At 65.7% G+C, this 23,925-nt stretch carries 21 protein-coding genes; 10 read left to right on the top strand and 11 right to left on the bottom strand.

The window, feature by feature from the left end; all coding sequences use genetic code 11:
- Positions 1–32: 32 nt before the first annotated feature.
- Genes EJB06_RS25290 through EJB06_RS25260 form a run of 7 tightly spaced genes read left to right on the top strand, consistent with a single transcriptional unit; the run spans position 33 to position 11,862 of the window.
- On the top strand, positions 33–2,900 hold the full coding sequence (locus EJB06_RS25290; RefSeq protein ID WP_126076801.1) for a TonB-dependent receptor: 2,868 nt from the start codon (positions 33–35) through the stop codon (positions 2,898–2,900).
- Between the two features lie 12 nt (positions 2,901–2,912).
- The gene (locus EJB06_RS25285) at positions 2,913–4,337 is read left to right on the top strand and encodes a glucoamylase family protein (protein WP_126076800.1); all 1,425 of its coding nucleotides are present in this window, start codon (positions 2,913–2,915) and stop codon (positions 4,335–4,337) included.
- Positions 4,334–5,608, top strand: coding sequence for a sugar ABC transporter substrate-binding protein (locus EJB06_RS25280; RefSeq protein WP_126076799.1), 1,275 nt, complete (start codon positions 4,334–4,336; stop codon positions 5,606–5,608). Before EJB06_RS25285 ends, EJB06_RS25280 begins: the two co-directional genes overlap by 4 nt.
- Positions 5,605–6,483 (top strand): carbohydrate ABC transporter permease, encoded by an 879-nt coding sequence (locus EJB06_RS25275; protein WP_126076798.1) that lies wholly within the window; start codon positions 5,605–5,607, stop codon positions 6,481–6,483. Before EJB06_RS25280 ends, EJB06_RS25275 begins: the two co-directional genes overlap by 4 nt.
- Positions 6,480–7,313, top strand: a complete 834-nt coding sequence (locus tag EJB06_RS25270; RefSeq protein WP_126076797.1) for a carbohydrate ABC transporter permease — start codon at positions 6,480–6,482, stop codon at positions 7,311–7,313. Before EJB06_RS25275 ends, EJB06_RS25270 begins: the two co-directional genes overlap by 4 nt.
- On the top strand, positions 7,310–10,399 hold the full coding sequence (locus EJB06_RS25265) for a discoidin domain-containing protein (protein WP_126076796.1): 3,090 nt from the start codon (positions 7,310–7,312) through the stop codon (positions 10,397–10,399). The genes EJB06_RS25270 and EJB06_RS25265 overlap by 4 nt, the downstream gene beginning before the upstream one ends.
- A complete protein-coding gene (locus EJB06_RS25260; protein WP_126076795.1) occupies positions 10,396–11,862 on the top strand; it encodes a GH1 family beta-glucosidase in 1,467 nt (488 codons plus the stop codon). The genes EJB06_RS25265 and EJB06_RS25260 overlap by 4 nt, the downstream gene beginning before the upstream one ends.
- Here the strand turns inward: EJB06_RS25260 and EJB06_RS25255 are convergent.
- Positions 11,810–12,445 carry a hypothetical protein gene (locus EJB06_RS25255; RefSeq protein ID WP_126076794.1) on the bottom strand — a complete coding sequence of 212 codons (636 nt, stop codon included), beginning with the start codon at positions 12,443–12,445 and terminating at the stop codon, positions 11,810–11,812. The two genes, EJB06_RS25260 and EJB06_RS25255, sit on opposite strands and share 53 nt — an antisense overlap.
- Positions 12,446–12,574: 129 nt before the next feature.
- Here EJB06_RS25255 and EJB06_RS25250 point away from each other — a divergent pair, with 129 nt between their 5' ends.
- Positions 12,575–12,913 (top strand): hypothetical protein, encoded by a 339-nt coding sequence (locus tag EJB06_RS25250; RefSeq protein WP_126076793.1) that lies wholly within the window; start codon positions 12,575–12,577, stop codon positions 12,911–12,913.
- A 19-nt stretch (positions 12,914–12,932) separates the two neighbouring features.
- Here EJB06_RS25250 and EJB06_RS25245 read toward each other — a convergent pair whose 3' ends face one another.
- Positions 12,933–13,232, bottom strand: a complete 300-nt coding sequence (locus EJB06_RS25245) for an antibiotic biosynthesis monooxygenase family protein (protein WP_126076792.1) — start codon at positions 13,230–13,232, stop codon at positions 12,933–12,935.
- A gap of 99 nt (positions 13,233–13,331) precedes the next feature.
- On the opposite strand from EJB06_RS25245, the gene EJB06_RS25240 reads away from it, so the two are divergent.
- Complete coding sequence (locus EJB06_RS25240) at positions 13,332–13,877, top strand: HD domain-containing protein (protein WP_126076791.1); 546 nt, start codon at positions 13,332–13,334, stop codon at positions 13,875–13,877.
- Here the strand turns inward: EJB06_RS25240 and EJB06_RS25235 are convergent.
- From EJB06_RS25235 to tssK, 9 genes are all read right to left on the bottom strand, one after another.
- Positions 13,865–14,479, bottom strand: a complete 615-nt coding sequence (locus tag EJB06_RS25235) for an exonuclease (RefSeq protein WP_198420916.1) — start codon at positions 14,477–14,479, stop codon at positions 13,865–13,867. The two genes, EJB06_RS25240 and EJB06_RS25235, sit on opposite strands and share 13 nt — an antisense overlap.
- The gene (locus EJB06_RS25230) at positions 14,476–15,009 is read right to left on the bottom strand and encodes a hypothetical protein (RefSeq protein WP_229427279.1); all 534 of its coding nucleotides are present in this window, start codon (positions 15,007–15,009) and stop codon (positions 14,476–14,478) included. Before EJB06_RS25230 ends, EJB06_RS25235 begins: the two co-directional genes overlap by 4 nt.
- The gene (locus EJB06_RS25225) at positions 15,009–15,653 is read right to left on the bottom strand and encodes a hypothetical protein (RefSeq protein WP_126076789.1); all 645 of its coding nucleotides are present in this window, start codon (positions 15,651–15,653) and stop codon (positions 15,009–15,011) included. Before EJB06_RS25225 ends, EJB06_RS25230 begins: the two co-directional genes overlap by 1 nt.
- Before the next feature lie 7 nt (positions 15,654–15,660).
- Positions 15,661–16,494, bottom strand: a complete 834-nt coding sequence (locus tag EJB06_RS25220) for a hypothetical protein (RefSeq protein ID WP_126076788.1) — start codon at positions 16,492–16,494, stop codon at positions 15,661–15,663.
- Positions 16,495–16,650: 156 nt separating this feature from the next.
- Complete coding sequence (locus tag EJB06_RS25215) at positions 16,651–17,286, bottom strand: hypothetical protein (RefSeq protein WP_126076787.1); 636 nt, start codon at positions 17,284–17,286, stop codon at positions 16,651–16,653.
- A 25-nt stretch (positions 17,287–17,311) separates the two neighbouring features.
- Positions 17,312–18,142: a hypothetical protein gene (locus EJB06_RS25210; RefSeq protein WP_198420915.1), complete on the bottom strand. Its 831-nt coding sequence runs from the start codon at positions 18,140–18,142 to the stop codon at positions 17,312–17,314.
- 2 nt (positions 18,143–18,144) lie between these two features.
- The gene (locus EJB06_RS25200) at positions 18,145–20,907 is read right to left on the bottom strand and encodes a type VI secretion system Vgr family protein (RefSeq protein ID WP_126076785.1); all 2,763 of its coding nucleotides are present in this window, start codon (positions 20,905–20,907) and stop codon (positions 18,145–18,147) included.
- Positions 20,907–21,674, bottom strand: coding sequence for a type IVB secretion system protein IcmH/DotU (gene icmH, locus EJB06_RS25195; protein ID WP_126076784.1), 768 nt, complete (start codon positions 21,672–21,674; stop codon positions 20,907–20,909). The genes EJB06_RS25200 and icmH overlap by 1 nt, the downstream gene beginning before the upstream one ends.
- A gap of 17 nt (positions 21,675–21,691) precedes the next feature.
- Entirely contained in the window at positions 21,692–23,032 is a 1,341-nt protein-coding gene (tssK, locus tag EJB06_RS25190) for a type VI secretion system baseplate subunit TssK (RefSeq protein ID WP_126076783.1), read from the bottom strand.
- 235 nt (positions 23,033–23,267) lie between these two features.
- Between tssK and EJB06_RS25185 the strand changes: the two genes are divergently transcribed.
- Positions 23,268–23,903 carry an outer membrane protein assembly factor BamD gene (locus tag EJB06_RS25185; RefSeq protein ID WP_229427278.1) on the top strand — a complete coding sequence of 212 codons (636 nt, stop codon included), beginning with the start codon at positions 23,268–23,270 and terminating at the stop codon, positions 23,901–23,903.
- The last annotated feature ends 22 nt before the right edge of the window (positions 23,904–23,925 follow it).

Raw genomic sequence — 23,925 nt, 5'->3', positions numbered from 1 at the left:
CAATCATAAATAGAGAAGAACGGGAGATACGCATGAAGATGAAAGCAGGCGTGCGCGAACTGCGCAGGGCATTGGTGGGATTGTCGGCGCTGGCCATGCTGGCCGCCGCGCCGGCGCATGCGCAGTTAAGCAGCGCCACCATCAAGGGACAAATCACGCAAAGCGGCGCGCCGGCCGCGCCGGCCACCCAGGTCGTCGCCAGCAATACGGCCACCGGCTACAACTACCGCACCAGCACTGCCGCCGACGGCAGCTATGTGCTCACCGGCCTGCCGCCGGGCGAGTACGACATCAAGGTCGGCGGCCAGAGCACCGACAAGGTCACGCTGGCGATCGGCCAGACCGCCTCGCTCGACCTGTCGGTCGGCGCCGCCGCACCTGCCGATCTGGCGCAAGTGGTGATCCAGGGTTCGGCCCAGCGGCGCAACGTCAAGACCTCGGAAGTGGGCACCAGCGTCTCGCGCGCGCAGATCGAAAGCCTGCCGCAGGTGTCGCGCAACTTCCTCGCTTTTGCCGACCTGGCGCCGGGCGTACGCTTCGATGTCGAAGCCAAGACCGGCTACGGCACCTTGCAGGGCGGGGCGCAGAACCAGGACAACGTGAACGTCTTCATCGACGGCGTCGGCCAGAAGAACTACATCCTGCGCGGCGGCATGTCCGGGCTCGATGCATCGCGCGGCAACCCGTTCCCGCAATCGGCGGTGGCCGAGTACAAGGTGGTCTCGCAAAACTACAAGGCCGAATTCGACCAGGTCAGTTCGACCGCGATCACGGCGATCACCAAGTCGGGCACCAACCAGTTGCATGGCGACGTGTTCTTCGACCGCACCGGCGCCAACCTGACCGCCTACAACCCGTTCCAGAAGAAGAACAAGGCCGATGGCGTGGACCGTCCGCGCTATTCGCAAAAGCAGTACGGCGCCACGCTGGGCGGGCCGATCAAGGAAGACGTGATGCATTACTTCATCGCGTACGAGGGCAAGCGGATCGATACGCCGCGCCAGGTGGTGGCGCAGCGCCAGGACTTGCTGCCGAATGCCGGCATCGTGCCATCCCTGCTGGCGCAGGCCGGATCGGCCACCTCCAAGTTCAAGGAAGACCTGGTGCTCGGCAAACTGACCACGCGCATCGGCGAAGACCACCTGATCGAACTGACCACCCGCATCCGGCGCGAGAACGACCTGGTGCCGGAAGACTTCAAGCTGTCGGTGCCGGGTAACGAGAAGGACCGCAAGAACGACGAAACGCGCTTCGACCTGAAACATGAATTCTCGCGCGGCGACTTCCTCAACGAGGCGCGCATCGGCTACGAGAAATTCCACTGGAACCCGAGCGCGCTGCTGTCGACGCCTTACGTCAAGTACGTGGTCTCGCCCAGCAACGATCCGAAGAACGTGGTCGACGTGCTGTTTACCGGCGGCTCGCCGGACGCCCAGGACCGCATGCAGAAGGGCCTCTCGTTCAGCGACAGCCTGACCTGGACCGGCCTGGCCGGCCACACGATCAAGGGCGGGGTCAAGGTCAAGAAGGTCGACTTCAAGCTGTACGGCACTTCGCGCAGCATCGATATCCGGCGCGAGCTGATCGACAACGTGACCGGCGTGCCGAAAGCGTTCGAGGTGCTGGCGGCGCTGCCGCCCACGGGAGTGAGCTACTCCGACCGCCAGTACGGCGTGTATCTGCAGGACGACTGGAAGCTGACCAGGAAACTCGAACTGAACCTGGGCCTGCGCTGGGACTACGAGACCAATATGCTCAACGACAGCTACGTCACCCCAAGCGACCGCGCCGGCCTGTTCGCCAAGCAGGACCCGCGCGAGGGCGCGCCGGCCGGCCAGACCTACGGCCAGTCGCTGGCCAAGGGCGGCATCGCGATCGGCGACTTTATCAGCACCGGCTCGAACCGCAAGGCGTTCAAGGATGCCTGGCAGCCGCGCGTGGGCATGTCGTACGACTTTTTCGGCGACAGCAATACGGTGTTCTTCGCCGGCGCCGGGCGCGCCTACGACCGCACCATCGCCAACGCCGCGCTGGACGAACTGCAGAAGAACGCGCAGCCGGGCGGCGAGATCTGGCTGATCCGCAGCGAACACAAACTGCCTTACACCGACCAGTTCAGCGTCGGCGTGCGCCAGGTGCTGGGGGCGTGGAATACCGAGCTGGGAGCGACGACCTCGCGCAGCCGCAACCAGTTCAACTGGTTCGGCGGCAACCGCGACGTCAACGGCGGCTGGGGCAACGCCAGCCCGATCGATCCGATGTTCAGTTCCGTGCCCGGTTACGGCACCCTGATCCTGGGCGACTTCATCTCGCAGGCCAAGACCTCGTCGGCCTACCTGAAGGGCGACAAGCCGTTTTCGAGCGCGTCCGGCTGGGGCCTGGCCGCCACCTACACCTACTCGGAAGGCGAGACCACCAACAAGGAGTGGACCAACGATATCTTCAACTGGACCCACGGGCGCTATGCGCGCAGCTGGAATCCGTCCGAGAACGTCGAGCGGCACCGGCTGGTGGTGGCGGGCATGAGCGACCGCCTGCTGCCTTACGGGATCATGCTCTCGTCCAAGCTCACCCTGGGCAGCGGACTGCCTTACCGGATCACCGACTGCTCCAAGGGCTTCAGCGCCTGCGTCTCGCGCAAGGGCGATGGCGGCTCGTTCCGCGAAGTCGACCTGGCCATGGCCAAGGACTTTGCGGTCGGATTCGGCAAGGTCTCGGTGCGGCTCGATGTCCTGAACGTGTTCAACACGATCAATTACGCCGGTTACGACGACTGGGGCGGAGGCCCGACCACCAACAAGCCGAACTATCTTGGCGGCGACAACGTCAAGCTGGGAACCCCGGGCGAAGTCGCCGGTCCGATGCGCACCGTCAAACTGAGCGCGCGCTATGCATTCTAAGAAGGGAAGTCGATGAGAAAACGCTTGATGCCGATGGCCGCGCTGGTGGGCGCCATCGCAACCATGCCGCTGGCGCCGGCCAGCGCGGCGCCGGTCAGTCCGGGGCCGTCGGCGGCGCTGCTGGACGACCTGTCCGAACGCACCTTCCGCTTTTTCTGGGAGACCGCCAATCCGGCCAACGGCCTGGTGCCCGACCGCTATCCGTCGCCGTCGTTCTCCAGCATCGCGGCGGTCGGCTTCGGCCTGACGGCCTACCCGATCGGCATCGAGCGCGGCTACATCACGCGCGCCCAGGCGCGCGAGCGCGTGCTGACCACCCTGCGTTTCTTCCGCAATGCGCCGCAAGGCAAGCAGGCGCAGGGCATGAGCGGCTACAAGGGTTTTTTCTACCACTTCCTCGACATGAAAACCGGCGTACGCAGTTCCAACTCGGAGCTCTCGACCGTGGACACGGCCCTGCTCATGGCCGGCGTGCTGCACATGCAGTCGTACTTCGACGGCGCCGACGAACAGGAAGCCGAAATCCGGCGCCTGGCCGACGAACTGTACCGGCGCATCGACTGGCAATGGGCGCAGGCGCGTCCGCCGGCCATCGTGCTAGGCTGGCATCCTGAAACCGGCATGCTGCCCTACGACTGGCGCGGCTACAACGAAGCGATGCTGGTGTACGTGCTGGCGCTGGCCTCGCCCACCCATCCGGTCGAACCGAAGGCGTGGGAGGAGTGGACCAGCACCTACGACAAGACCTGGGGCACCTCGTGGGGCCAGGAGCACCTGGCGTTCGCCTCGCACTTCGGGCACCAGTATTCGCATGTGTGGATCGATTTCCGCGGCATCCAGGATGCCTACATGCGCAAGCGCGGCATCGACTACTTCGAGAACAGCCGGCGCGCGACCTACGCGCAGCAGGCCTACGCCATTGCCAATCCGCTCGGCTGCAAGGGCTACGGCGCCAAACTGTGGGGCGTGACGGCCAGCGACGGCCCCGCCGATGCGACAGTGACCGACGGCGGCAAGCGGCGCAAGTTCCGCAGCTACGCGGGGCGCGGCATGGGCAAGGAACACTACGACGACTGCACCATCGCCCCGACCGGCGCGGCGGCGTCGATCGCCTTCGCGCCGGAAATCGCGATCCCGGCGATCACCGACATGCATGCGCGTTACGGCAAGCAGATCTACGGCAAATACGGCTTCCTCGACGCCTTCAACCCGAGCTTCGACTTCGGCATCAAGCTGGCCAACGGACGGCGCGTGCCGGGCTTCGGCTGGATCGACACCGATTACCTGGGCATCGACCAGGGGCCGATCCTGGCGATGATCGCCAACCACCGCGACGAATCTGTATGGCGCGTCATGCGCGCCAATCCCGTGATCCGCGCCGGCCTGCGCAAGGCCGGCTTTTCCGGCGGCTGGCTGGAGACCGGGGCCAAGCCATGAATTTGCGGCGGCGCCACTGGGTCGCCGGTTCGGCGCTGGCGCTGCTGCTCGCGGGCTGCGAGCGCCGCAGGGACGGACCGGTGGAGCTGCGCCTGTGGGCCATGGGGCGCGAGGGCGAAGTGGTCAAGGAACTGCTGGCCGACTTCGAACGGCTTCATCCCGCTATCCGCATCAAGGTGCAGCAGTTGCCCTGGCTGTCGGCGCAGGAAAAACTGCTGACCGCCTTTGCCGGCGACGTCACGCCCGACCTCTGCCAGCTGGGCAATACCTGGATACCGCAGTTCGCCGCGCTGGGCGCGATCGAGCCGGTGGGCGATCGGGTCGACCGTGCCGATGGCGTCGTCAGCGCCGATTATTTTCCCGGCATCTGGGCGTCCAACAAGATCGATGCGCAGCTGTACGGCGTGCCATGGTACGTCGACACGCGCCTGATCTACTACCGCAGGGACCTGCTGCGCGATGCCGGCTTTGCCAACCCACCCGCCAGCTGGGCCGAATGGCTGAAGGCCATGCGCGCGCTGAAACAACGCAGCCCGCACAATTACGGCGTGCTGCTGCCGCTGAACGAATACGAACAGCTGCTCTCGCTGGCGCTGCAGCAGGAAGCCCCGCTGCTGCGCCAGGGCGGGCGTTTCGGTAACTTTCGCCATGCCGATTTCCGGGCGACGCTGGCGTTTTACCTCGACCTGTTCAAGAGCGGGCTGGCGCCGCGCCTGTCGGCCACCGCGATCTCGAACGTGTGGGACGAATTCGCGAAGGGCTTCTTTACCTTTTACATCTCCGGCCCGTGGAATATCGGCGAATTCAAACGGCGCCTGCCGGCATCCAGGCAGCACACCTGGATGACGGCGCCCCTGCCCGGACCGCAGGGCGCGGGCGCCTCGGTGGCCGGCGGCGCCAGCCTGGTGATGTTCAAGGCCTCGCAGCACAAGGAAGAAGCGTGGCAGGTCATCGAATACCTGTCGCAGCCCGAGGTGCAGCGGCGCTTCTACCAGATGACGGGCAACCTGCCGCCGCGCCGCAGCGCCTGGCTCGATCCGGCCTTGCAGGGCGACCCGTATTCGGCCGCCTTCCGCGAGCAGCTCGAACGCGCCAAGTCGCCGCCCAAGGTGCCCGAATGGGAGCGCATCGGCACCGAAATGCGCATCGTGACCGAGGCGCTGGTGGCTGGCCGCATGACGATCGAACAGGCCGTCACGGAACTCGACGCGCGCACCGACCGCATCCTCGAAAAACGCCGCTGGATGCTCGACCAGCGGGGCAGGGCATGAACAGCGGCCGCGCCGCGTGGTCGATGGTGGCGCCGCCCTTGCTGGTGATCGGCCTGTTTTTCTTCGTGCCGGTGCTGGCCGCGCTGGCCATGAGCCTGACCGACTTCGACCTGTACGCGCTGGCGGACCTGGACAACCTGCGCTTCGTCGGCCTGGCCAACTACGCCGAACTGCTGCAAACGCCGCTATTCTGGAAGGCGCTGGGGAACACCCTGTTTTTCGTGGTGGTCGGCGTGCCGCTCTCGATTGCCGCCTCGCTCGGTGCGGCCCTGCTGCTCAATTCCCGGCTGGCCTGGTTCAAGCCCCTGTTTCGCACCGCGTTTTTTGCGCCGGTGGTCACGTCGATGGTGGCCGTGGCCGTCATCTGGCGCTACCTGTACCACACGCGTTACGGCTTCATCAATTACGGGCTCGATCTGGTCGGACTGGCGCCGGTGGACTGGCTGGGCGATCCGCGCTTTGCCATGCCCTCGATTATCCTGTTCGCGGTGTGGAAGAACTTCGGCTACAACATGATCATCTTCCTGGCCGGCTTGCAGAGCATCCCGGAAGACCTGTACGAGGCGGCCGAACTCGATGGCGCGCGCAGCGTGGCCATGCTGCGCCACATCACCCTGCCGGCGCTGGCGCCGACCATGTTCATGGTCAGCATCCTGACCATGGCCGGCTACTTCCAGCTGTTTGCCGAACCGTACATGATGACCGAAGGCGGGCCGCTGCAAAGCACGGTCAGCGTCCTGTACTTCATGTACGAGCAGGGCTTCAAATGGTGGAACCTGGGCAGCGCCACGGCGGTCGCCTTCATCCTGTTCCTGCTGATGTTCGGCGTGACCATGCTGCAGATGCGCGTGGCCGGACGCGGGATGGAAGAATGAGCGCGCGCAGCGGCGGCATGCCGCGCCGCCTCTGGGTCAACGCGCTGCTGGTGCTGTGCGCGCTGCTGGCGATGTTTCCGCTGCTGTGGATGACATCCGTGTCGTTCATGGCGCACGGCGAAGCGAGCCACTTTCCGCCGCCGCTGCTACCGCGCCAGGCCACCCTGGCCAACTACCTGGAGCTGTTCGCGCAGGCCGGCATCGGCCGCTATTTTTTGAACAGCCTGCTGCTGGCGCTGGCCGCGACCCTGCTGTCGCTGGCCTTCAACGTCGGCGCGGGCTACGCCTTCGCCAAGCTGCGCTTTGCTGGGCGCGACCGCATCTTCAAGCTGCTGCTGGGGGCCCTGGTGATTCCCGGGCAGGTGGCGATGCTGCCGCTGTTTTTGATCATGAAGCAGATGGGGCTTGTGAATACCTACATCGGCGTGCTGGTGCCGGCGGCGGCCAGCATCTTCGGGATCTTTCTGGTGCGCCAGTACGCGCTGACGATTCCCGATGCGCTGCTGGAGGCGGCGCGGCTCGACGGCGCCAGCGAGTTCCGCATCTTCCGCTCGATCGTGCTGCCGCTGCTGGCGCCGATCCTGGTGACGCTGGCGATCTTCAGCTTCCTGGGCAGCTGGAACGACTTCATGTGGCCCCTGATCGTCCTCACCGACAAGGACTTGTACACCTTGCCGGTGGCGCTGGCGTCGCTCTCGCGCGAGCACGTGCAGGATAACGAGATGATGATGGCCGGCTCGGTGCTGACCATCCTGCCGGTGCTGCTGCTGTTCCTGGCGTTGCAGCGCTATTACATACAGGGCCTGCTGGTCGGGAGCGTGAAGGGATGATCAGACTGTGGCCGCTGCTGCTGTGCGCGGCGATGGGCGCGCAGGCGCAGGAACGCGTGCTGGACGACTTCGAGCAGCCGCTCGCGTGGAAGGCGGTGGTGTCGGACGGAGTCACGGCCAGCGCATCGCGCGCGCCCGGGGTGCAGGGGCAGGGCATGCGCTTCGACTTCGATTTCGGCAGCGCCGCCGGCTATGCCAGCGCCAAACGCAGCTTGGCGCTCGACTTCGACGGCGACTACGCCATCTCGTTCTGGATGCGCGCCGACGCCCCGCTCAACAACTTCGAGATGAAACTGGTCGACGCCAGCGGCGACAACGTCTGGTGGGTCAACCGCCCCAACTTCGCGATCTCGCGCGACTGGCAGAAGGTCACCTTCAAGAAGCGCCATATCGATTTTGCCTGGGGGCCGTCCAAGGACCGCACGCTGCGCCGCACGGAGCAGATGGAACTGGTGGTCAGCGCCGGACGCGATGGGGGACGCGGGTCGGTTTTCATCGACGACCTGCGCATGCGCGCCGTCGCCCCGGCCGGAGCGCCGCCGCAGCCCGTCGTCTGCGCCACGCCGGGCGCGGTGACGGTGGACTATGGCATTGCGCGCGAGTTCGGCGGCCTGGTGCTGCACTGGGCCGATGGCCTGCACGCCGTGCGCTACGAGGTGGCGTTCTCCGATGACGGCAATACCTGGCGCACCGTGCGCAAGGTGCGCGACAGCACGGGCGGCGCCGATCCGCTGCTGCTGGGCGAGTCGGAGGCGCGCTTCGTGCGCGTGACGATGCCCGACGCGCCAGCGCCAGCGCCAGTATACCGGCTGGAGCGCATCGAACTGAAGGACCTGGCGTACGGCGCCACGGCCAACAGCTTCTTCCAGGCGCTGGCAAAGGAAGCGCCGCGCGGCCATTACCCGCGCGGCATGTCGGGAGAGCAGAATTACTGGACCGTGCTCGGTGTCGACGGCGGCCGCGAAACGGGACTGATCTCGGAAGACGGCGCCATCGAAGCGGCGCGCGCCGGCTTCACCATCGAGCCGTTTGTCATCGACGACGGCAAGCTGGTCACCTGGGCCGACGTGACGGCATCGCAGTCGCTGCAGGAAGGCTATCTGCCGATACCGTCGGTCACCTGGACGGCGCCGCGCTGGCGTCTGCGTACGACCGCCTTTGCGCAGGGCACGCCGGCCACCTCGCAGCTGATTGCGCGCTACGACCTGGCGAATACCTCGGCCGCCCCCTTGACCCTGCGGCTGGCGCTGGCGCTGCGTCCCCTGCAAGTCAATCCGCCGATGCAGTTCCTCAATACCCCGCCCGGGGTCAGTCCGATCCGCACACTGGCCTGGAGCGGCGACAGTCTTGCCGTCGATGGCGCCACGCGCGTGTGGAGCCTCGCCGCGCCCGACCGGGCCGGCGTGTCCTCGTTCGACCATGGCGCCATCCCCGCGCGCCTGGCGGGCGACGGCTGGAGCGCCGTGGCGCGCGTGGAAGACGAAGCCGGTTTCGCCTCCGGCGCGCTGGCCTACGACGTCACGCTGGCGCCCGGCGCGACGGCGGTGTTCGGCCTGGCGCTGCCCTTGAACGGCCAGCCGGCGCCCCCGCAACTGGCTGGCGCCACGCCCGGCCAATGGCTGACAGCGATGCAGGACCAGGTGGCGGGCCAGTGGCGCGCGCGCCTGAATCACGTGGCGATCACCGTTCCGCCGTCGGCGCAGGCGCTGGTCGATACCATGCGGTCCTCGCTGGCGCACATGCTGATGACGCGCGACGGCGCGGCGCTGATGCCCGGCACGCGCTCGTACGCCCGCTCGTGGATCCGCGATGGCGCCATGATGTCGGAAGCGATGCTGAGGCTCGGGAACGGCGACGATGCGCGCGACTACGCGAACTGGTTCGCGCCGCGCCAGTTCGCGAACGGTAAGATTCCCTGCTGCGTGGACCGGCGCGGGGCCGATCCGGTGCCCGAGAACGACAGCCAGGGCGAGTTCATTTTCCTGGTGGCGCAAGTGTGGCGCTACACGCACGACCGCGCACTGGTGACGCGCCTGTGGCCGCGCGTGAAGGCGGCAGCGGCCTACATGGAACGCCAGCGCCAGTCGGAACGGACGGCGGCCAATCTCGCGCCCGGCCGCCGCATGCTGTATGGCCTGCTGCCGGCGTCGATCAGCCACGAAGGCTATTCGGCCAAGCCGATGCATTCGAACTGGGACAATTTCTGGGGCCTGCGCGGCTACCGTGACGCCGCCATGCTGGCCAGCGTGATGAACAAGCCCGCCGACGCCGCCGCCCTGCGCGCCCAGGGCGACCAGTTCGAACGCGAGCTGATGGCGTCGCTGCGCCTGACCGCCCGCATGCACAGGATCGATTACCTGGCCGGTGCGGCGGAACTGGGCGACTTCGACCCCACCTCGACCACCATCGCGCTCTCGCCGGGCGGCCTGCAACAGCGGCTGCCGCAAGACCTGCTGCACGGGACCTTCGAGCGTTACTGGAGCGAGGCGGTGGCGCGGCGCGACGGCCGGCGCGAGTGGAACGACTACACGCCGTACGAACTGCGTAACGTGGCCGCCTTCGTGCGGCTGGGATGGCGCGGGCGCGCGCACGAACTGCTCGACTACTTCATGCGCGACCGCCGGCCCGCCGCCTGGAACCAGTGGGCCGAAGTGGTGGGGCGCGACGCACGCGCGCCGCGCTTCGTGGGCGACATGCCGCACGGCTGGATTTCGTCGGACTATATCCGCTCCGCGCTCGACCTGTTTGCGTACGAACGCGAGTCCGACCGGTCGCTGATCGTCGCCGACGGCATTGCGCCAGCCTGGCTCGCTGGCGCCGGCGTTTCCGTCCAGGGCTTGCGCACGTCCTACGGACAGCTGGACTACGAGATCAAGGCGCAATCGCGTGGCATCACCATGAGAATCGGCGGTAAGATCGAACGGCCGCCGGGCGGCGTGCGGCTGCGCGCGGCCGACGCCCGCTGGCGTGGCGCGCGCACCACCATCGACGGCAAACCCGCGCTCTGGCGCGGCGGCGAACTGCGCATCGGCACACTGCCGGCCACCGTTTTCATCGCAGTCGATCACACCAAGGGAACACCATGATCAACGCAATCGAGTTTCCCAAGAATTTCCTGTGGGGCGCCTCCACGTCGGCCTACCAGATCGAAGGTTCGCCGCTGGCCGATGGCGCGGGGCCGAGCATCTGGCAGCGCTTCGCGCACTCGCCCGGGAATATCCGCGACGGCGACACCGGCGACGTGGCCTGCGACCATTACCGCCGTGCCGCGCAAGACGTGGCGCTGATGCGCGAGATCGGCCTGCAAGCCTACCGTTTCAGCATTTCGTGGAGCCGTGTCATGCCCTCCGGCCGCGGCGCCGTCAACCCGGTGGGGATCGGGTTTTACGACCAGCTGGTTGACAGCTTGCTGGAGCAGGGCATCAAGCCGATGGTGACCCTGTTCCATTGGGATTTGCCGGAAGCGCTGGACAACCAGGGCGGCTGGCTCAATCGCGACATCGCCGACTGGTTCGCCGATTACGCGCGCGTGATGTTCGACCGGCTCGACGACCGCGTCACCTCGTGGGCCACGCTCAACGAGCCGTGGGTGGTGTCCGACGGCGGCTACCTGAACGGCACGCTGGCGCCGGGGCACCACAACCGCTTCGAGGCGCCCATCGCCGCGCACAACCTGATGCGCGCGCACGGGGCGGCGGTCAAGGTGTACCGCGAGATGGGCAGGCACGAGATCGGGCTGGTGGTGAACCTGGAGCCGAAGTACCCGGCCAGCGGCAGCGCGGCCGATGAGGAAGCGGCGGCGCGCGGCCACGCCTACATGAACGGCCAGTTCCTCGACCCGGTATTTTTCGGGCGCTACCCCGCAAAGATGACGGACGTGTACGGCGACGCCTGGCCCGCCTGGCCGGCGCAGGACTTCGCGCTGATTGCCCAGCCGCTCGACTTCATCGGCGTCAATTACTATACTCGCAGCGTGACCCGCGACGAGCCGACCGCCTTGCCGGTGCGCGCGGTGGCGGTGCGCCAGCCGCTCGCCACCTATACCGAAACCGGTTGGGAAGTGTACGCCAAGGGCTTGAGCGACACGCTCGAATGGGTGGCCGCGCGCTACGGCAATCCGCCCGTGTACATCACCGAGAACGGCGCCGCGTTCTTCGATCCGCCGGTGGCCGAAGGAGGGCGGGTGCACGACCCGCTGCGCATCGACTACTACCAAAAGCACCTGCGCGCGATCCACGAGGTGATCCAGAAGGGCGTCGACGTGCGCGGCTACTGCGCCTGGTCGCTGCTGGACAACCTGGAATGGGCGCATGGATTTTCCAAGCGCTTCGGCATCGTGCACGTGAACTTTGCGACCCAGGAGCGCACGCTCAAGAACAGCGCCTATTTTTACCGCGAGGTGATCGCCACCAACGGCGCGGTGCTCGATGGCGTGCCGGCGCGGCCATCGCCGTGGACCGGCGCGGCGATGTGGACCGAACCAGGTCACCCTGGATTTACCAGCGATGGATCAGATACTCTTTCTGGCAGAAGGAGTACGTCTGAGTGAATTCCGGGAACAGAACCAGGTGCGTGCCATCGACCCAGATCCGGTACGAGGTGTTCTTCAGATAAAAGCCACAACGTTCGTCGTCGATCAGCTGTTCGGCCGTGTCTTCGTCGAGGCGGATGAGCTCCTTGTTTTTCGACACGGCGGGCGCGATTCTGACGGCAGGCAGCATCTGCTTGAACAAGGTTCGCGCCGGGATCGGCGTACCGCTCTTGCGCGCAAACACGCGCGCTTCTTTTTGTTCGTTCGGGGAGCCCGCACACACGGTCGTTTTGGCAAACACGATGCTCAGGTAGTTGTCGGACAGCAGGGCTTTGTCGAACCGGACTTGGTATCCCCATAAGTGTCCCTGCGCGGCGGCAGCGCATTGTTTCGCTTCTTTTGCAAAACCGGCGGTTGCGGAAGTCAAGGCGGCATTGACCTTGCCGACAGCTTGCCGGTCCATCCCGGCGACCGCTTTCACCGACACAGCCTGGATCGCAATGCTGTCGGACGGCTTGCTTTCGTCGACCCGGTAGCTGACCGGCGGGGTAGGCGGCTGCAGCGCCATGGTCAACCATGCCGCCGAAACGAGTACGTTCACAATACAATTCTTTTCATGCTGCTACGGTAGCGTTGTGGCGCAGAATAGCGCATTTCCGCAAGCGCCAACGAAATATCGACTGACGACAGGAACCGCTTGCGCGACAACGAGTAATGAAGGCATACACACATGGATCTCGAACCCGTTCAATCGCCGCCTGCCGAAGCCGCCGGGCTGTTTTCGGCCTACGACCACGGTGTGCAGGGCAGCGAGGCATATCCTGACGACTGGATGGACGGCGGCATGTCGCACGCCGTCGACGTCATGGACGCATTCTCCGACGCCGACTGGGACGCCCTGATGACAGAGCTCGATGCACGCAGCTCGCATTGGTTGCAGACGTGTGCCGGAATGCTCGACCAGGCGGCCGATACCAGGCGGGCCACGCAGCTCTTGACGCTTCTCAGCAAGAGCGCCGATCCGGACGTGGCCTACCAGGCGCGCGACGGTCTTCGCTATATGACGTAGGCGAACATATAGGCGGGTGTCAGAACCCTTCGACCGCGCTGGCGGTATGAAAAACCCGCGGCGGCGCGCTGTAAAATTCACCTACCAGGCGGCGCCATTCCTTGAAGTCTTCGCTGCCGCGAAAATGCACCATATGGTCGTCCACGCTTTCCCATTCGACGAACAGCATGTAGCTTCCCGGCTCTTCGACCGAGCGCTCCATGCGCATGCCATGGCACCCTTTGGCGCGCTTGAACAGCGGGATGGCTTGCTGCACGCCCGCTTCAAACTGCTGCTCCATTCCCGCAGCGATCTTCAGTTCCGCGACTTCCTTGATCATAGTGTCTCCTGATGTTCCCGGCATCGGCCGGCGTGCCGATATTTTAACGAGTCGCACGCATTTCTGCCCGCTGCGCTAAGATTTGCCAACGGAGGAAGCATGACACAGCAGATCGACTACGCAATGCAGGAAACCTGGATCAAAGCCTGGTGCTACGCGGCCCAGGTCCACGGCCAGCAAAAATTCCCCGGGTCCGACATGCCCTATCTGGTGCACCTGGGGATGGTGGGCATGGAGATTCTGGCCGCCCATGCCCAGGAGCCGATCGACGGGGTCGGCACGGCCATGCAGTGCGCCATCCTGCACGATGCGATGGAAGACCAGGATATTGCGCACGCAACGCTTGCCGCCGACTACGGGCTGGCCGTGGCCGATGGCGTGGCCGCCTTGTCGAAGTCGCCCAGCCTGCCGAAAGCCGAAGCCATGGCCGACAGCCTGCGCCGCATCCGGCAGCAGCCGAAGGCCGTCTGGTGCGTCAAGCTGGCCGACCGCATCAGCAATCTGCAAGCGCCGCCGCATTACTGGTCGGCGGAGAAAATCGGCGCGTATTGCGAGGAGGCCGGCGTCATCCTGGCGGCGCTCGGCGAGGCGCATGGCTACCTGGCGCAGCGGCTGGCCGCCAAGATCGCGGCTTATCCGTCCTGACGGTCGCGCTTCAGGTTGTCGGCCAGCATATTGCAGAACAGCGCGCCCTGTTCGATGGCGTCGTTCAGCGCCACATGCGAATGGGGCAGGGGATCGAACCAGTGCCGTGGCATATTGCGCTTGGTGCTGTCGCGGTAGCCGCGTTTCAGGACCGCCATCGCGTACGATTTCATGTCGAGCGCGGAATGGCTGAACGGACTTTCGCCGGTAAAGCGGATCAGGTACCAGTACACGAACAAAAAGTCGAAGCCGGCCGGGTAGGCCACGAACACCGGTTTTCCCGGCAGCGACTTGACCCATGCGAGGTAGCGCTGCATGGCCGCCAGCGGCGTTTCCAGGTCGGCGCGGCAGGCTGCCCAGGCCTCGGGCTGGGTCAGCCACCACGCGGCGGTGGCGGGATGCGCAGCGGCCTCCGGCAGGCATTCCAGGTTTGCGCTGAAGGTCGCGATGCAGGTCTTGTCGGCCAGGTAGGCGGCCGAGCCGATGCTGAGCATCGAATGCGGACCGGGAATCGGGCCGTCGGTTTCGACGTCGGTGCTGATGTAGATTTCCTGTTTCATGATGACAGAAGGTGAGGGTTGTCGGCGTGCGCCCGCCTTCATGGCGGCGGCCGTTTTGCGGGATCGAACGCGATCGACGAAAGGCACTCGCGCTGGCGTTCGGCAAAGCTGAAGCTTAGCGCTCCCCATGCGCGCACGCTGGTGTGCGAGGTGGTTTCGTTGATCGAGCGCCCGCGTGGAAAACCGGTGATACGCAGCTCGCCGTAGTGCTCACGGACCTGGGCCAGCGTGACGCACGCACCGCCCAGCTCGAGGACCATGAAGCCGGGATGGCTGCCTTGGCGCGCAATCCGCAGGTCGACATTGGCAATGATCACGCCATCGGCCAGCGCCACCGGCGTGCTCCGGTACAGATCGAAGTACTCGTTGACGCCGCTGGTCGCCGTGCTCAAGGTCGTTCCCAGCACCGCCTGCACCTGCGCGGGCCGGAACGGTGCCTGCGGCGCCAGCAGTTCGATCGCTTCCCAGAGCGACGATGGATGGGTTGCGATGCTTGCCTCCCTGGCGTGAATGGGCCCCGCAAGCGCGCCGGCAAGGCAAACCGCAGCCAGGCCGGCGGGCAGGCGGCGCATCAGGGCTCCGGTGGCGTCAGCAGGGCCGCCAGGCGGATCTTGCGCTTGGCCTGCAGGGACGATTGCAGCGCGCGGGTTTTCAGTTCCTCCAGTTGGGATGCATCGGCGGCCCTGACCAGGTCGAGCAGGCTGTCCTCGGCGAAGGCTTCTTCGGTGCGCAGCTTGTGCTGGTAGGCGATGCGCTCGTTGCGCTGGTCGTTGGCCGCCAGCGCCGCCTCGTACGCGGCGCGCTGGGCCGGATCCTTGATCGCCGCCGGCGACGCGCCTGCGGGCAGGCCGCTTTCCGGCGGCGGCGCCACTTTCATCTGGATGCGCGCGCTGGCGTCGATGTCGGGCGCCAGTTCGCTGTCGATGGCGTCGAAAATGCTGAGCCACAAAGCAAATTTGTCGTTCGGCGGGCCGGCCGGGGTCAGCGGCGCGATCACGTTCTCGATCCTGAGCATCTGTCCGATCGCACTGGAAAGCGCCTTCACATCATGACGGGACCGGAATGTCTCCAGGTCCTGCAGGATCTTCTTTTCAGGCTGTTGCATGGTTTCTTTCGCTGTCGTTGGATGGGGAGGGGGCGCGGCGCGCGCCTGCGCGCACGGCTGGCCGCCGTACAGCATGGCCAGCATCAGCAGCACGCAGGCGCGCGTCGTCATGGCGCACTCAATAGGTGGAGTTCGGGTCGCCCAGCGCGGCAGCGCCGTTGGCTCCGGCTTTGCTCACCGTCATGTCGCCCGCCGCATTGATTGTAAACCGCTGGTGCACGGTGGTAAATCCGCCCTGCGCGCCGGCGCCGACCCGGAACAGCCATGGGATCGGCCAGTCGAAGGTGCCGGCGGCATACGGTTCGCCAAAATTGCAGTGGCCCGACTGCGCCGTATCCTGGCCCAGCACTTCGGCGCCCTTGCCGGCCACCGTGTCGCTCACCGGCACCCAGGTGCCCGCGCCGTGCGTGCCGTGCGAGACGCCATCGAGCGGGGTACCCACGAAGTAGCCGGTTACCAGGCCCGCGCAGTCGTCTTCGGACACCTCGATGAACTTGAAGGACACGGTATCGGGCAGCAGGTAGATCGCGGTCCGGATGCCGACCGAGGGAATGGCGTTGGCGTGCCACACATTGGTGCCGCTGGCGCGCTCCATGCGCACGCCGCTCGGCTCGATCACGGTGAAGGTGAGCGTGACGCTGCAGCCGCGCCCGGTGGCGGTAACGGTCACCGTGGCGGCGCGGTCGGGCGCGTCGAAAATGACGGACGTGCCGCTGGTGTTGTCGAGCGTGCCGCCGGTCTTGGTCCAGGTGGCGCTTCCCAGGCTGTAGGTCAGCTTGATGCGCTCGCCCACCCCGACCGTGGTGCGGGCCCGGTTGGCGGGCAGGCGGGCCAGCGCCTCGATGGCGATGGCCGCGCGCGCGCACGGCGAACTACCCACCGTGGCCGGGGCGCGGGTCTTGTTGGCCAGCGGCGTGGTGGTGCTGCTGGCGACTGTTTTCCATGCGCTCATCGGCAGTCCTTTGCCACTTCCAGGCGCAGGGCCTTGGCCGCCAGCGGGGACATCATCGCGATGCGCTTGCGCTGCTTGGGCAAAGGCTCGCAGGTCATTTCATCTCTCACTATAAATCCTTGCTAGAACAGGTTGAGGCATATACCGGCCGGCGCATCAGCGCGTCGGCGTCAGCAGCTCCGTCAGGCGTATCTTGCGTTGCGCCTGAAGGGGGGATTGGGCGACCCGGCTTCGTAGATCTGCTAGCTCGGGTTGGCTGGCGACCCTGACCAGGTCGAGCAGGCTGTCTTCCGCGAATTGTTCCTCGGTGCGCAGTCGGTGCTGGTAGGATAGCCGCCGATTGCGCGCATCGTTAGCTGCCAGGGCAGCTTCGTATTCGGCCCGGAGCGCTGGATCCTTGATCGCCTCAGGAGACACTCCAGGCGGCAAGCCTGTCGCAAGCGGCGGCACCACGTTCAGGGACGCCTGCTTCGTGTCATCGTCGTTCGGTGCCAGTTCGGAGTCGATGGCGTCGAAAATGATCAACCATAAGGAGAACTTATCCTTGGCCGGAGTTGGCGGCGTCAGCGCTGGAATGGCGTTCTCGATGCTGGACATCTCCCTGATCGCCCTGGAAAGCGCCTTTACATCACGACCCGACCGGAACGTCTTCAGGTCCAGCAAGATCTTTTTTTCAGGCTGTTGCATGTGGTCTTTCGCTATCGTTCCATGGTGAAGGGGCATGAGGCCCTGACGGTCTGCCGCTTGCGCAGAATGCAGGCCGGCGTACAGCACGGCCAGCATGGTCAGCAACACTGCGCGCCTCGTCATGTTACCCTCAGTAATCCGAGCTTGGGTCGTTCAGCGCAGCGGCGCCGCTGGCACCGCCTTTGCTCAAGGTCATACAGCCAGCCTCATCAATAGTGAACTGCTGATGCACGGTGGCAAATACGTTCGGTTCGCCATCGCCTACCCGATAGAGCCACGGGATCGGCCAATCGAAGCTGCCGTCGGTATACGGCGTGCCCAAATTGCACGCGCCGGATCGCGCATGATCTTTCTGGACGAGTTGCGAACCCATCCCGGCGACCGTGTCGGACACCTGCGCCCATTCGCCCCCACCGCGCGATCCATGTTTCATTCCATCGAACCGGGTGCCCACAAAATAGCCGGTAACCAGCGACGTGCAGTCGCCCTCGCTCACTTCAATGGATTTGAACGAAACGGTATCCGGTCGCAAGTAGACGTGGAGCCTGATGCCGATCGAAGGAATGTCCTTGATGTGCCACACGGTGCTGCTCGCGCGTTCCATGACCACCGCGTCCGGCTCGATCACGGTAAAGGTGACTGTGCAGGTGCAGCCCGCGCCGGTGGCGGTGATCGTGACCGATGCCGCGCGGTCGGGCGCGGTGAAAAAGACCGATACGGCGGTGTTCTTGTCGAGCGTGCCGCCGCTGTTGCTCCACTTGGCGCTTCCCAGGCTGTAGCTTAACTTGACGCTTTCACCCACGCCGACGGTGGTGCGGGCCCGGTCGGAAGGCAGTACGGCGACCGCCTCGATCTTGATCGCCGCTCGCGCGCAGGGCGAATCCGCAAATTGCGCAGGGATGCGCGTCCTGTCCTCAACCGGCGTGGTGGTGCCGCTCGCAACCGTTTTCCACGTGCTCATCGTCAGCTTTTCGCCACTTCCAGGCTCAAGGCCTCCGCCGTTACCGAGGACACCACATGGGTGCGGCCTTCGGCGTCGGTCACGCCTTCCTGGTAGCTGCCGTCGGCCAGCTTGATGCGGTAGCGCTGGTTGGGCAGCGGCTCGCCGGTCGTTTCATCCCTCACGACGAAGCCCTGGTCGAACAGCTTGACGCGGGTGTCCGGCAGCGCTTCGAGCTGCGCGCTGCTGCCGCCGGGACCACCCCAGGGGTGCAGGGCGCCCAGCACCGAAAACTGCCCGCTGCACGAGAACGTGATGTCGGCGCCGTCCAGCGTGACCGAGGCGCCTTGCGTGCGCAGCACGATCTTTTGGCGTGCATTGATCGCGATGTTGTTGTTGACCGAGATGACCGTGATCGATTTGTCGGCCAGGATTTCCAGCGCATCGGTGTGGGCCTGCAGCGAGAGCGGCCCGTTGCCCGCGTACACCTGGATCCCGCCCGCATGGGTGAACAGGTTGCTGCCTTTGCCCGCCACCGAGGAGATGGTGCCGCCGGCCGTCATGTGCATGTCGCTCTGCGTGGTCCAGTGCAGCTGTTCGCCCGCGTACAGCAGGGTCGACGCCGGCGTGGCCCAGTTGATGCCCGCCGCCGATTCCATCAGCACCACCGGCTTGGCGAAGCGCTCGACCGGCTTGGCCGCGTCGAGCGCGCGTTCGGCATGCTTCGCCTTGAGCGCCTCCTGGCCGCTGACCGGGCCGGGAAACGTCGCCTTGGCCTCGGGGTCGATCAGGTCGATGAAGTCGGCCTGGGCCTTGCCCGCGTCCGTGCTGAACAAGGCCTTCTGCTGTTCGGCGGCGCCGGCCAGCTTCTCGCTGATGCCCTTGGCGTGCTTGAGCATGCCCACCGCCTCGGCCGCGTCGAGCTGGGTCGATTCGATGCCGCTGCCCGACACCTTGCGCGCCGTGGTGGTCAGCATCACGCCTTCGGCGCCGCGCACCACGGCCCAGGCATCGGTGCGCAGTTCGAAGCCGCTGCCGCGATAGCGTCCGCGCTGGGCCGAGCCGGCCTGCTGCGCGATCAGGTAACCCAGGTTGAGCTGGCTCGTCGCGCCGCTGCTGGCCAGCCGCGTGCGCACCTGGCCCTGGGTGTCGTCGAGCTGCCACTGGTTGTAGTCGTTGCCTTCGAAATTGTGGCTGTGGATCCCCGACAGCACGCCGGCGTGGTTGACGCCCGAGTCGACGCCGGCCGAAAACGGCGGGATGTCGGAGCCGGTGTAGAGCTGCGCCACCACCACCGGGCGGTCCATGTCGCCTTCGATGAAGTCGACCAGCACCTCGGTGCCGATGCGCGGCGTGAACTGGGTGCCCCAGTTCGGCCCGGCCAGCGCTTCGGCCACGCGCACCCAGGTGCCCGAGGTCTCGTTGCCTGGCGCATTGCCGCTGGCGTCGAGGTTGTGCGCCATGCCGCCGCCGATGGCCCTCTGCCCGCGCTGCCACGGGAACTGGATCTTGACGTGGTACTCGCGCGCGGTGGTCGAGACGGCGTCTTCCAGCCCCACCACGATCGCCGTCTGCGGTCCGAGCGCGTTGACGGCGTGCGGCAGGGCGGTGGCGCGCGGCACGATCGCCACCACGTCGCGCACGCAGCCGAAGCGGTTGCGGTAGGTGCCCGCTTCCACCCCGGCGCGGCTGGCGCTGGCGATGGACGGCTTGAAGTTGTTGCGCGCTTCGTGCGCGACCCACAGGACGGTGAAGCCGTCGGCGCCGGCGCCGTAGCGCTCGTGCTGGGTCAGGCGGAAGGCGTGGCCGGCCGCCAGGCGCCGCACCGCGCCTTCGCCTTCGAAGGTCTTGTTGTCCAGTTCCAGCGCTTGCAGCATCAGCTGGCTGTGCGGATCGGCCGCGCCGCTGGCGCTGACGATGCGCTCGCCGCTGCCGTCGTACACGGCCATCGGCGGCAGCTCGCCGGCCTGCAGCGAGGAATGCTGTTCGGCTGCCGGCGCGACCAGTTGGGCCGGGTCCCAGCTGCTGATCGAGACCGCGTTGGCCTGCACCTGGCGGCGCGCGCGGAAGGCGTCGATGGCGTCGTCGGTGTCGGTGGCGCGCACGCCGTGGAAGCGCAGTTCGGCGCCGCCGGGCGTGTCGGGCGCCTTGGCGCGGCTGTCGAAGATGACCAGGCGGTGCTTGGCCTGGCCATCGCCGCCATCGCTTGCCTGGTCGTGTTCGAAGCGGTACGACAAGCCTTCGGAGGCGAGCAGGCGTTCGAAAAATTCCAGGTCGCTCTCGCGGTACTGGGTGCAGATCGGGCGCACCGCCAGGGACTGGCTCACGTCGAACTCGAAGCGCACCTGCGGATAATCCGACAGCAGTTCGGTGACGATGTCCTGCGCATTCTTGTTCTGGAAAATGAAGCTGTCGCGGCGCAGGCGCAGCAGCGCCAGGCCCGGTTCCAGGTGCAGGCGATAGCGCGCCACGCCGCCGTCGGCGCCCAGCCAGGCCGCGTCGGTGCAGATGCCGTGCCAGTAGCGCTTGCTCGAATCGGGCTGCAGCAGGGTGATGGTGAGTTCTTCACCGATGAAGGTCGCCAGATCGAGGTCGGTCGAGACGCTGAGCGCGTCGACTTCGAACGTAAACAGGTCGTTGACCGCTTCGCGGCCGCTGAACTGCTCGGCCATGAGCGACTCCGGCAGCGCGCTGTCCTGTGCGCTGGCCAGGGTGATCAGGCGCGCATGCTGGCTCAATCCCGTGCCGAAGGCGGCGCGGGAGACAATCTGGTCGAGTGGTGTCATCAGGGCAGGGTAATGGTCAGGTGGGCGGCGCGCGGCGCCAGCTTGACCACGTCGTTATACGCGGCCATGCGTTCGTCGGTGGAGGTGTTGAGCGAGGCGCGCAGGCCGATGTAGCCGAGAATGCAGATCAGCCCGAACACCGAGGTCAGCACCCAGACCGGCAGGTCGCTGCGCAGCTTGTGCACGATCTGGTCGGGCCGTTCGGCGTGCGGGGCGAAGCCGCCGCGCTTGCCCTTCATGTTGGCGATTTCGTCGCCCAGGCGCGCGGTCAGGTAGTTCAGCTTTTCCGACCCTTCCAGGATGTAGCGGCCCTGGAAGCCGAGCAGCAGGCACATATGGAACACTTCCAGCGCCTGCAGGTGGGTGCTGCCGCGCGTGCGCAGCGATTCGAGGCGGTGATAGAAATTCTCGCCGGCCAGCTGGTCGCCGAACAGCACCAGCTGCAGCGGGCGCCGTTCCCATTCGTCGCGGATGGAAAAATTCGAGCGCAGGATGATCTCGTCGACCGCCGCGCAGAAGGCGTACTTGGAAGCGTCGATATCGTCGGCCGAGGCGCCTTGCTTCTTGGCGCCGCGCGTGAAGTCTTCCAGGAACTGGGTGGTCTTACGCTGGAAGTCGGCGTTGTTCTGCGGGCCGTTGCCGTTCTTGAGCATGAACAGCGCGTAAAAGCCCTCGTACATCAGGTCGAGCAGGGTTTGCGGGGTGGCTCCGGCGGCGGCGGGGGCGGCGGGGGCGCCGGCCATCAGCGAAGGTGCGGTGGTAGTCATCTGGGTCTATCCTTGGGTCAGGAGGTTACGGCAATCAGTTCCAGGGTCAGCTCGCGCATCCCTTCGGGAACATAAATCGAAATCGACTGCGCCTGCATCATACGTTCGTACATCTGGCCCTTCGCTTCGATCATGAAGTAGACCGTGTCGGGACGCACCGGCACCGCCGGCGGCACCTGCGGCGCGTGCTGCAGGCGCACGCCCGGCATGGCCGAGAGCACGAATTTTTCGACGTCGTCGGGGGCGCCGATCTTGAAGCGCAGCGGCACCACGTCGACCAGTTCGATGGCCGGCAGGTTGGCCGACACCGCCAGGAAGAACGCGGTCTTGTCGTCGATCTTGCCCGATTCCAGCGAGCCCAGATAGTACGATGGCTTGATCAGATCGAGCGCAATGGCGAAGTACTTCGACGATATTACAGTGTCCAGCAGGTCGCGGATGATCATGTTCAGCTTCGCGAACGCCGGTCCCGGATCGGCGTGCTGGTAGGGCGGCAGGTCGGCCAGGGTCCAGCTCTTGGAAAACGTCATCAGGGCGCCGGCCACGCCCAGCAGCGCTTCGTACAGGCGTTCCGGATGCAGCGCCGGATGGTGGAAGTAGTGCGTCAGCGAGGCGTAGGCGCTGCTGGCCGTGTGCAGCAGCCAGAACGAGGACATGTCGCCGGAGCGGAACTCGATCACGTTCTTGCTCGGTTCGCGGTGGTGCCCGTACAGGGCGCTGACCTTGGCCTGCAGCGCGTCGATCAGGCGGCGCAGTTGCAGGAACAGGATAGGGGCGCTGCGCACCGACATGCTCGGCGGGACGAATCCCGGGTCCATCTCGAAGCCGCCGGTGGCCACGCGGCGCAGGCGCAGCAGCGGGAAGTGGGTGTACGAATCGCGCGGTTCGAACTCGGAAATGAGGCGCACGCTTTTCTTCAGGTAGGTCAGCTGGGCTTGCGCGGCCTGGGTGTACAGGTCGGGCGTGTCGGCATTGGCCTGGACGAAGCGGGCCGCGTTGGCGGTCTGGCCGAGCGGCGCGAAGTTGCCGCCGAACGGCTTGAAGGCGGGCAGGGCGGCATAGAAGGTCACGGTCTGCTGCGATTGCAGCAGCTGGCTCAGGTCGACCGTCTCGGGCAGCGCGTCGGCGCCCGGGGCGTCGACCAGTTCGCCGTCCTGGAAGCGCAGCGACAGTTCCAGCACGCGCAGGGCGTTGTTGGCCAGGGCGTCGCGGTCGACCTGCAACTGGTTCACGCCCCAGGCATACGGGTGGACTGCCTTGACGCTTTCGTTGAGGCGGTGCTCGTGGTACTGGTCCTGCTGCTGGAAGTGCTGGGGGCGGAGGAACAAACCTTCGCCCCAGAGGACTTTACTTGACATGCTGTTGGCACCCTTCGGAAAATTTCGCGCTAATATGAAAAACTAATTAGCGGAACAATAACATTTATGAGAAGATTTGTCTGCGGTGCTAATGTAACGTGCGCGCTTACTACAAAGTGAGAATGTGTGATTTTCAATTGAACGCTGTTAAATTTCAAACTCTGCTAACGTTGTTTCAGTAATAAGTGTTACAGTATACACATTATTTTTTTGTCACCGCTTCTGAGGATACCGCATGACCACTTTTTCCGATTTCAAGTACCTGTGTGGCGTCCTTGCCTGCGCCGCCGCATTGACCGGTTGCGACACCACGGCCAAGGCCCCGCCTGTACCGAAGGGCCCGGCGCCGCTGGCCGACCTGCTCAACCAGGGCAGCCAGGCCGCCGCCACGGGGCAAAAAGAGCAGGCCATTTCGGTATGGAAGCAGGCCGGCACGGCCTATCCGGCCGACAAGTCGCCGTGGGCAAATATCGCCCAAACCCGCTACGATTCGGGCCAGTATGGCGAAGCGATCGTCGCGGCGCAGGAAGTTTTGTTGCGTGATCCCAACGATAAGGCGGCCAACACCATCATCGCGATCGGCGGCCTGCGCCTGTCGACCCGCGCCTTGGGCGATCTGAACCGCCAGAACAATATGACGCCGCAGCTGCGCGCGGATGCCCAGGAGATGGCCAAGTTGTTGCGCGAAAACATGAGCGACAATTCGGCGGCGGTGGTGCCGACCCGGCGCACCACGGCGCCGGCCCGCAGCTCGCTGCGCGACACCAAGGACGTCAAGGAGGTCAAGGACGTCAAGGACAAGGTCGAGGCCGCGACCAAGGTCAAGCCGGAAGGCGACAAGAACGATCCGTTTGGCGGCTTGCTCAAATAATCCGGCCGGCTCAGCTCCACAT

It is taken from the genome of Massilia atriviolacea, assembly GCF_003953935.1.
GTDB lineage: Bacteria > Pseudomonadota > Gammaproteobacteria > Burkholderiales > Burkholderiaceae_D > Telluria_A > Telluria_A atriviolacea.
Note: the sequence above shows the minus strand (reverse complement) of the source record. Positions and strands in the feature narration are given on the sequence as shown.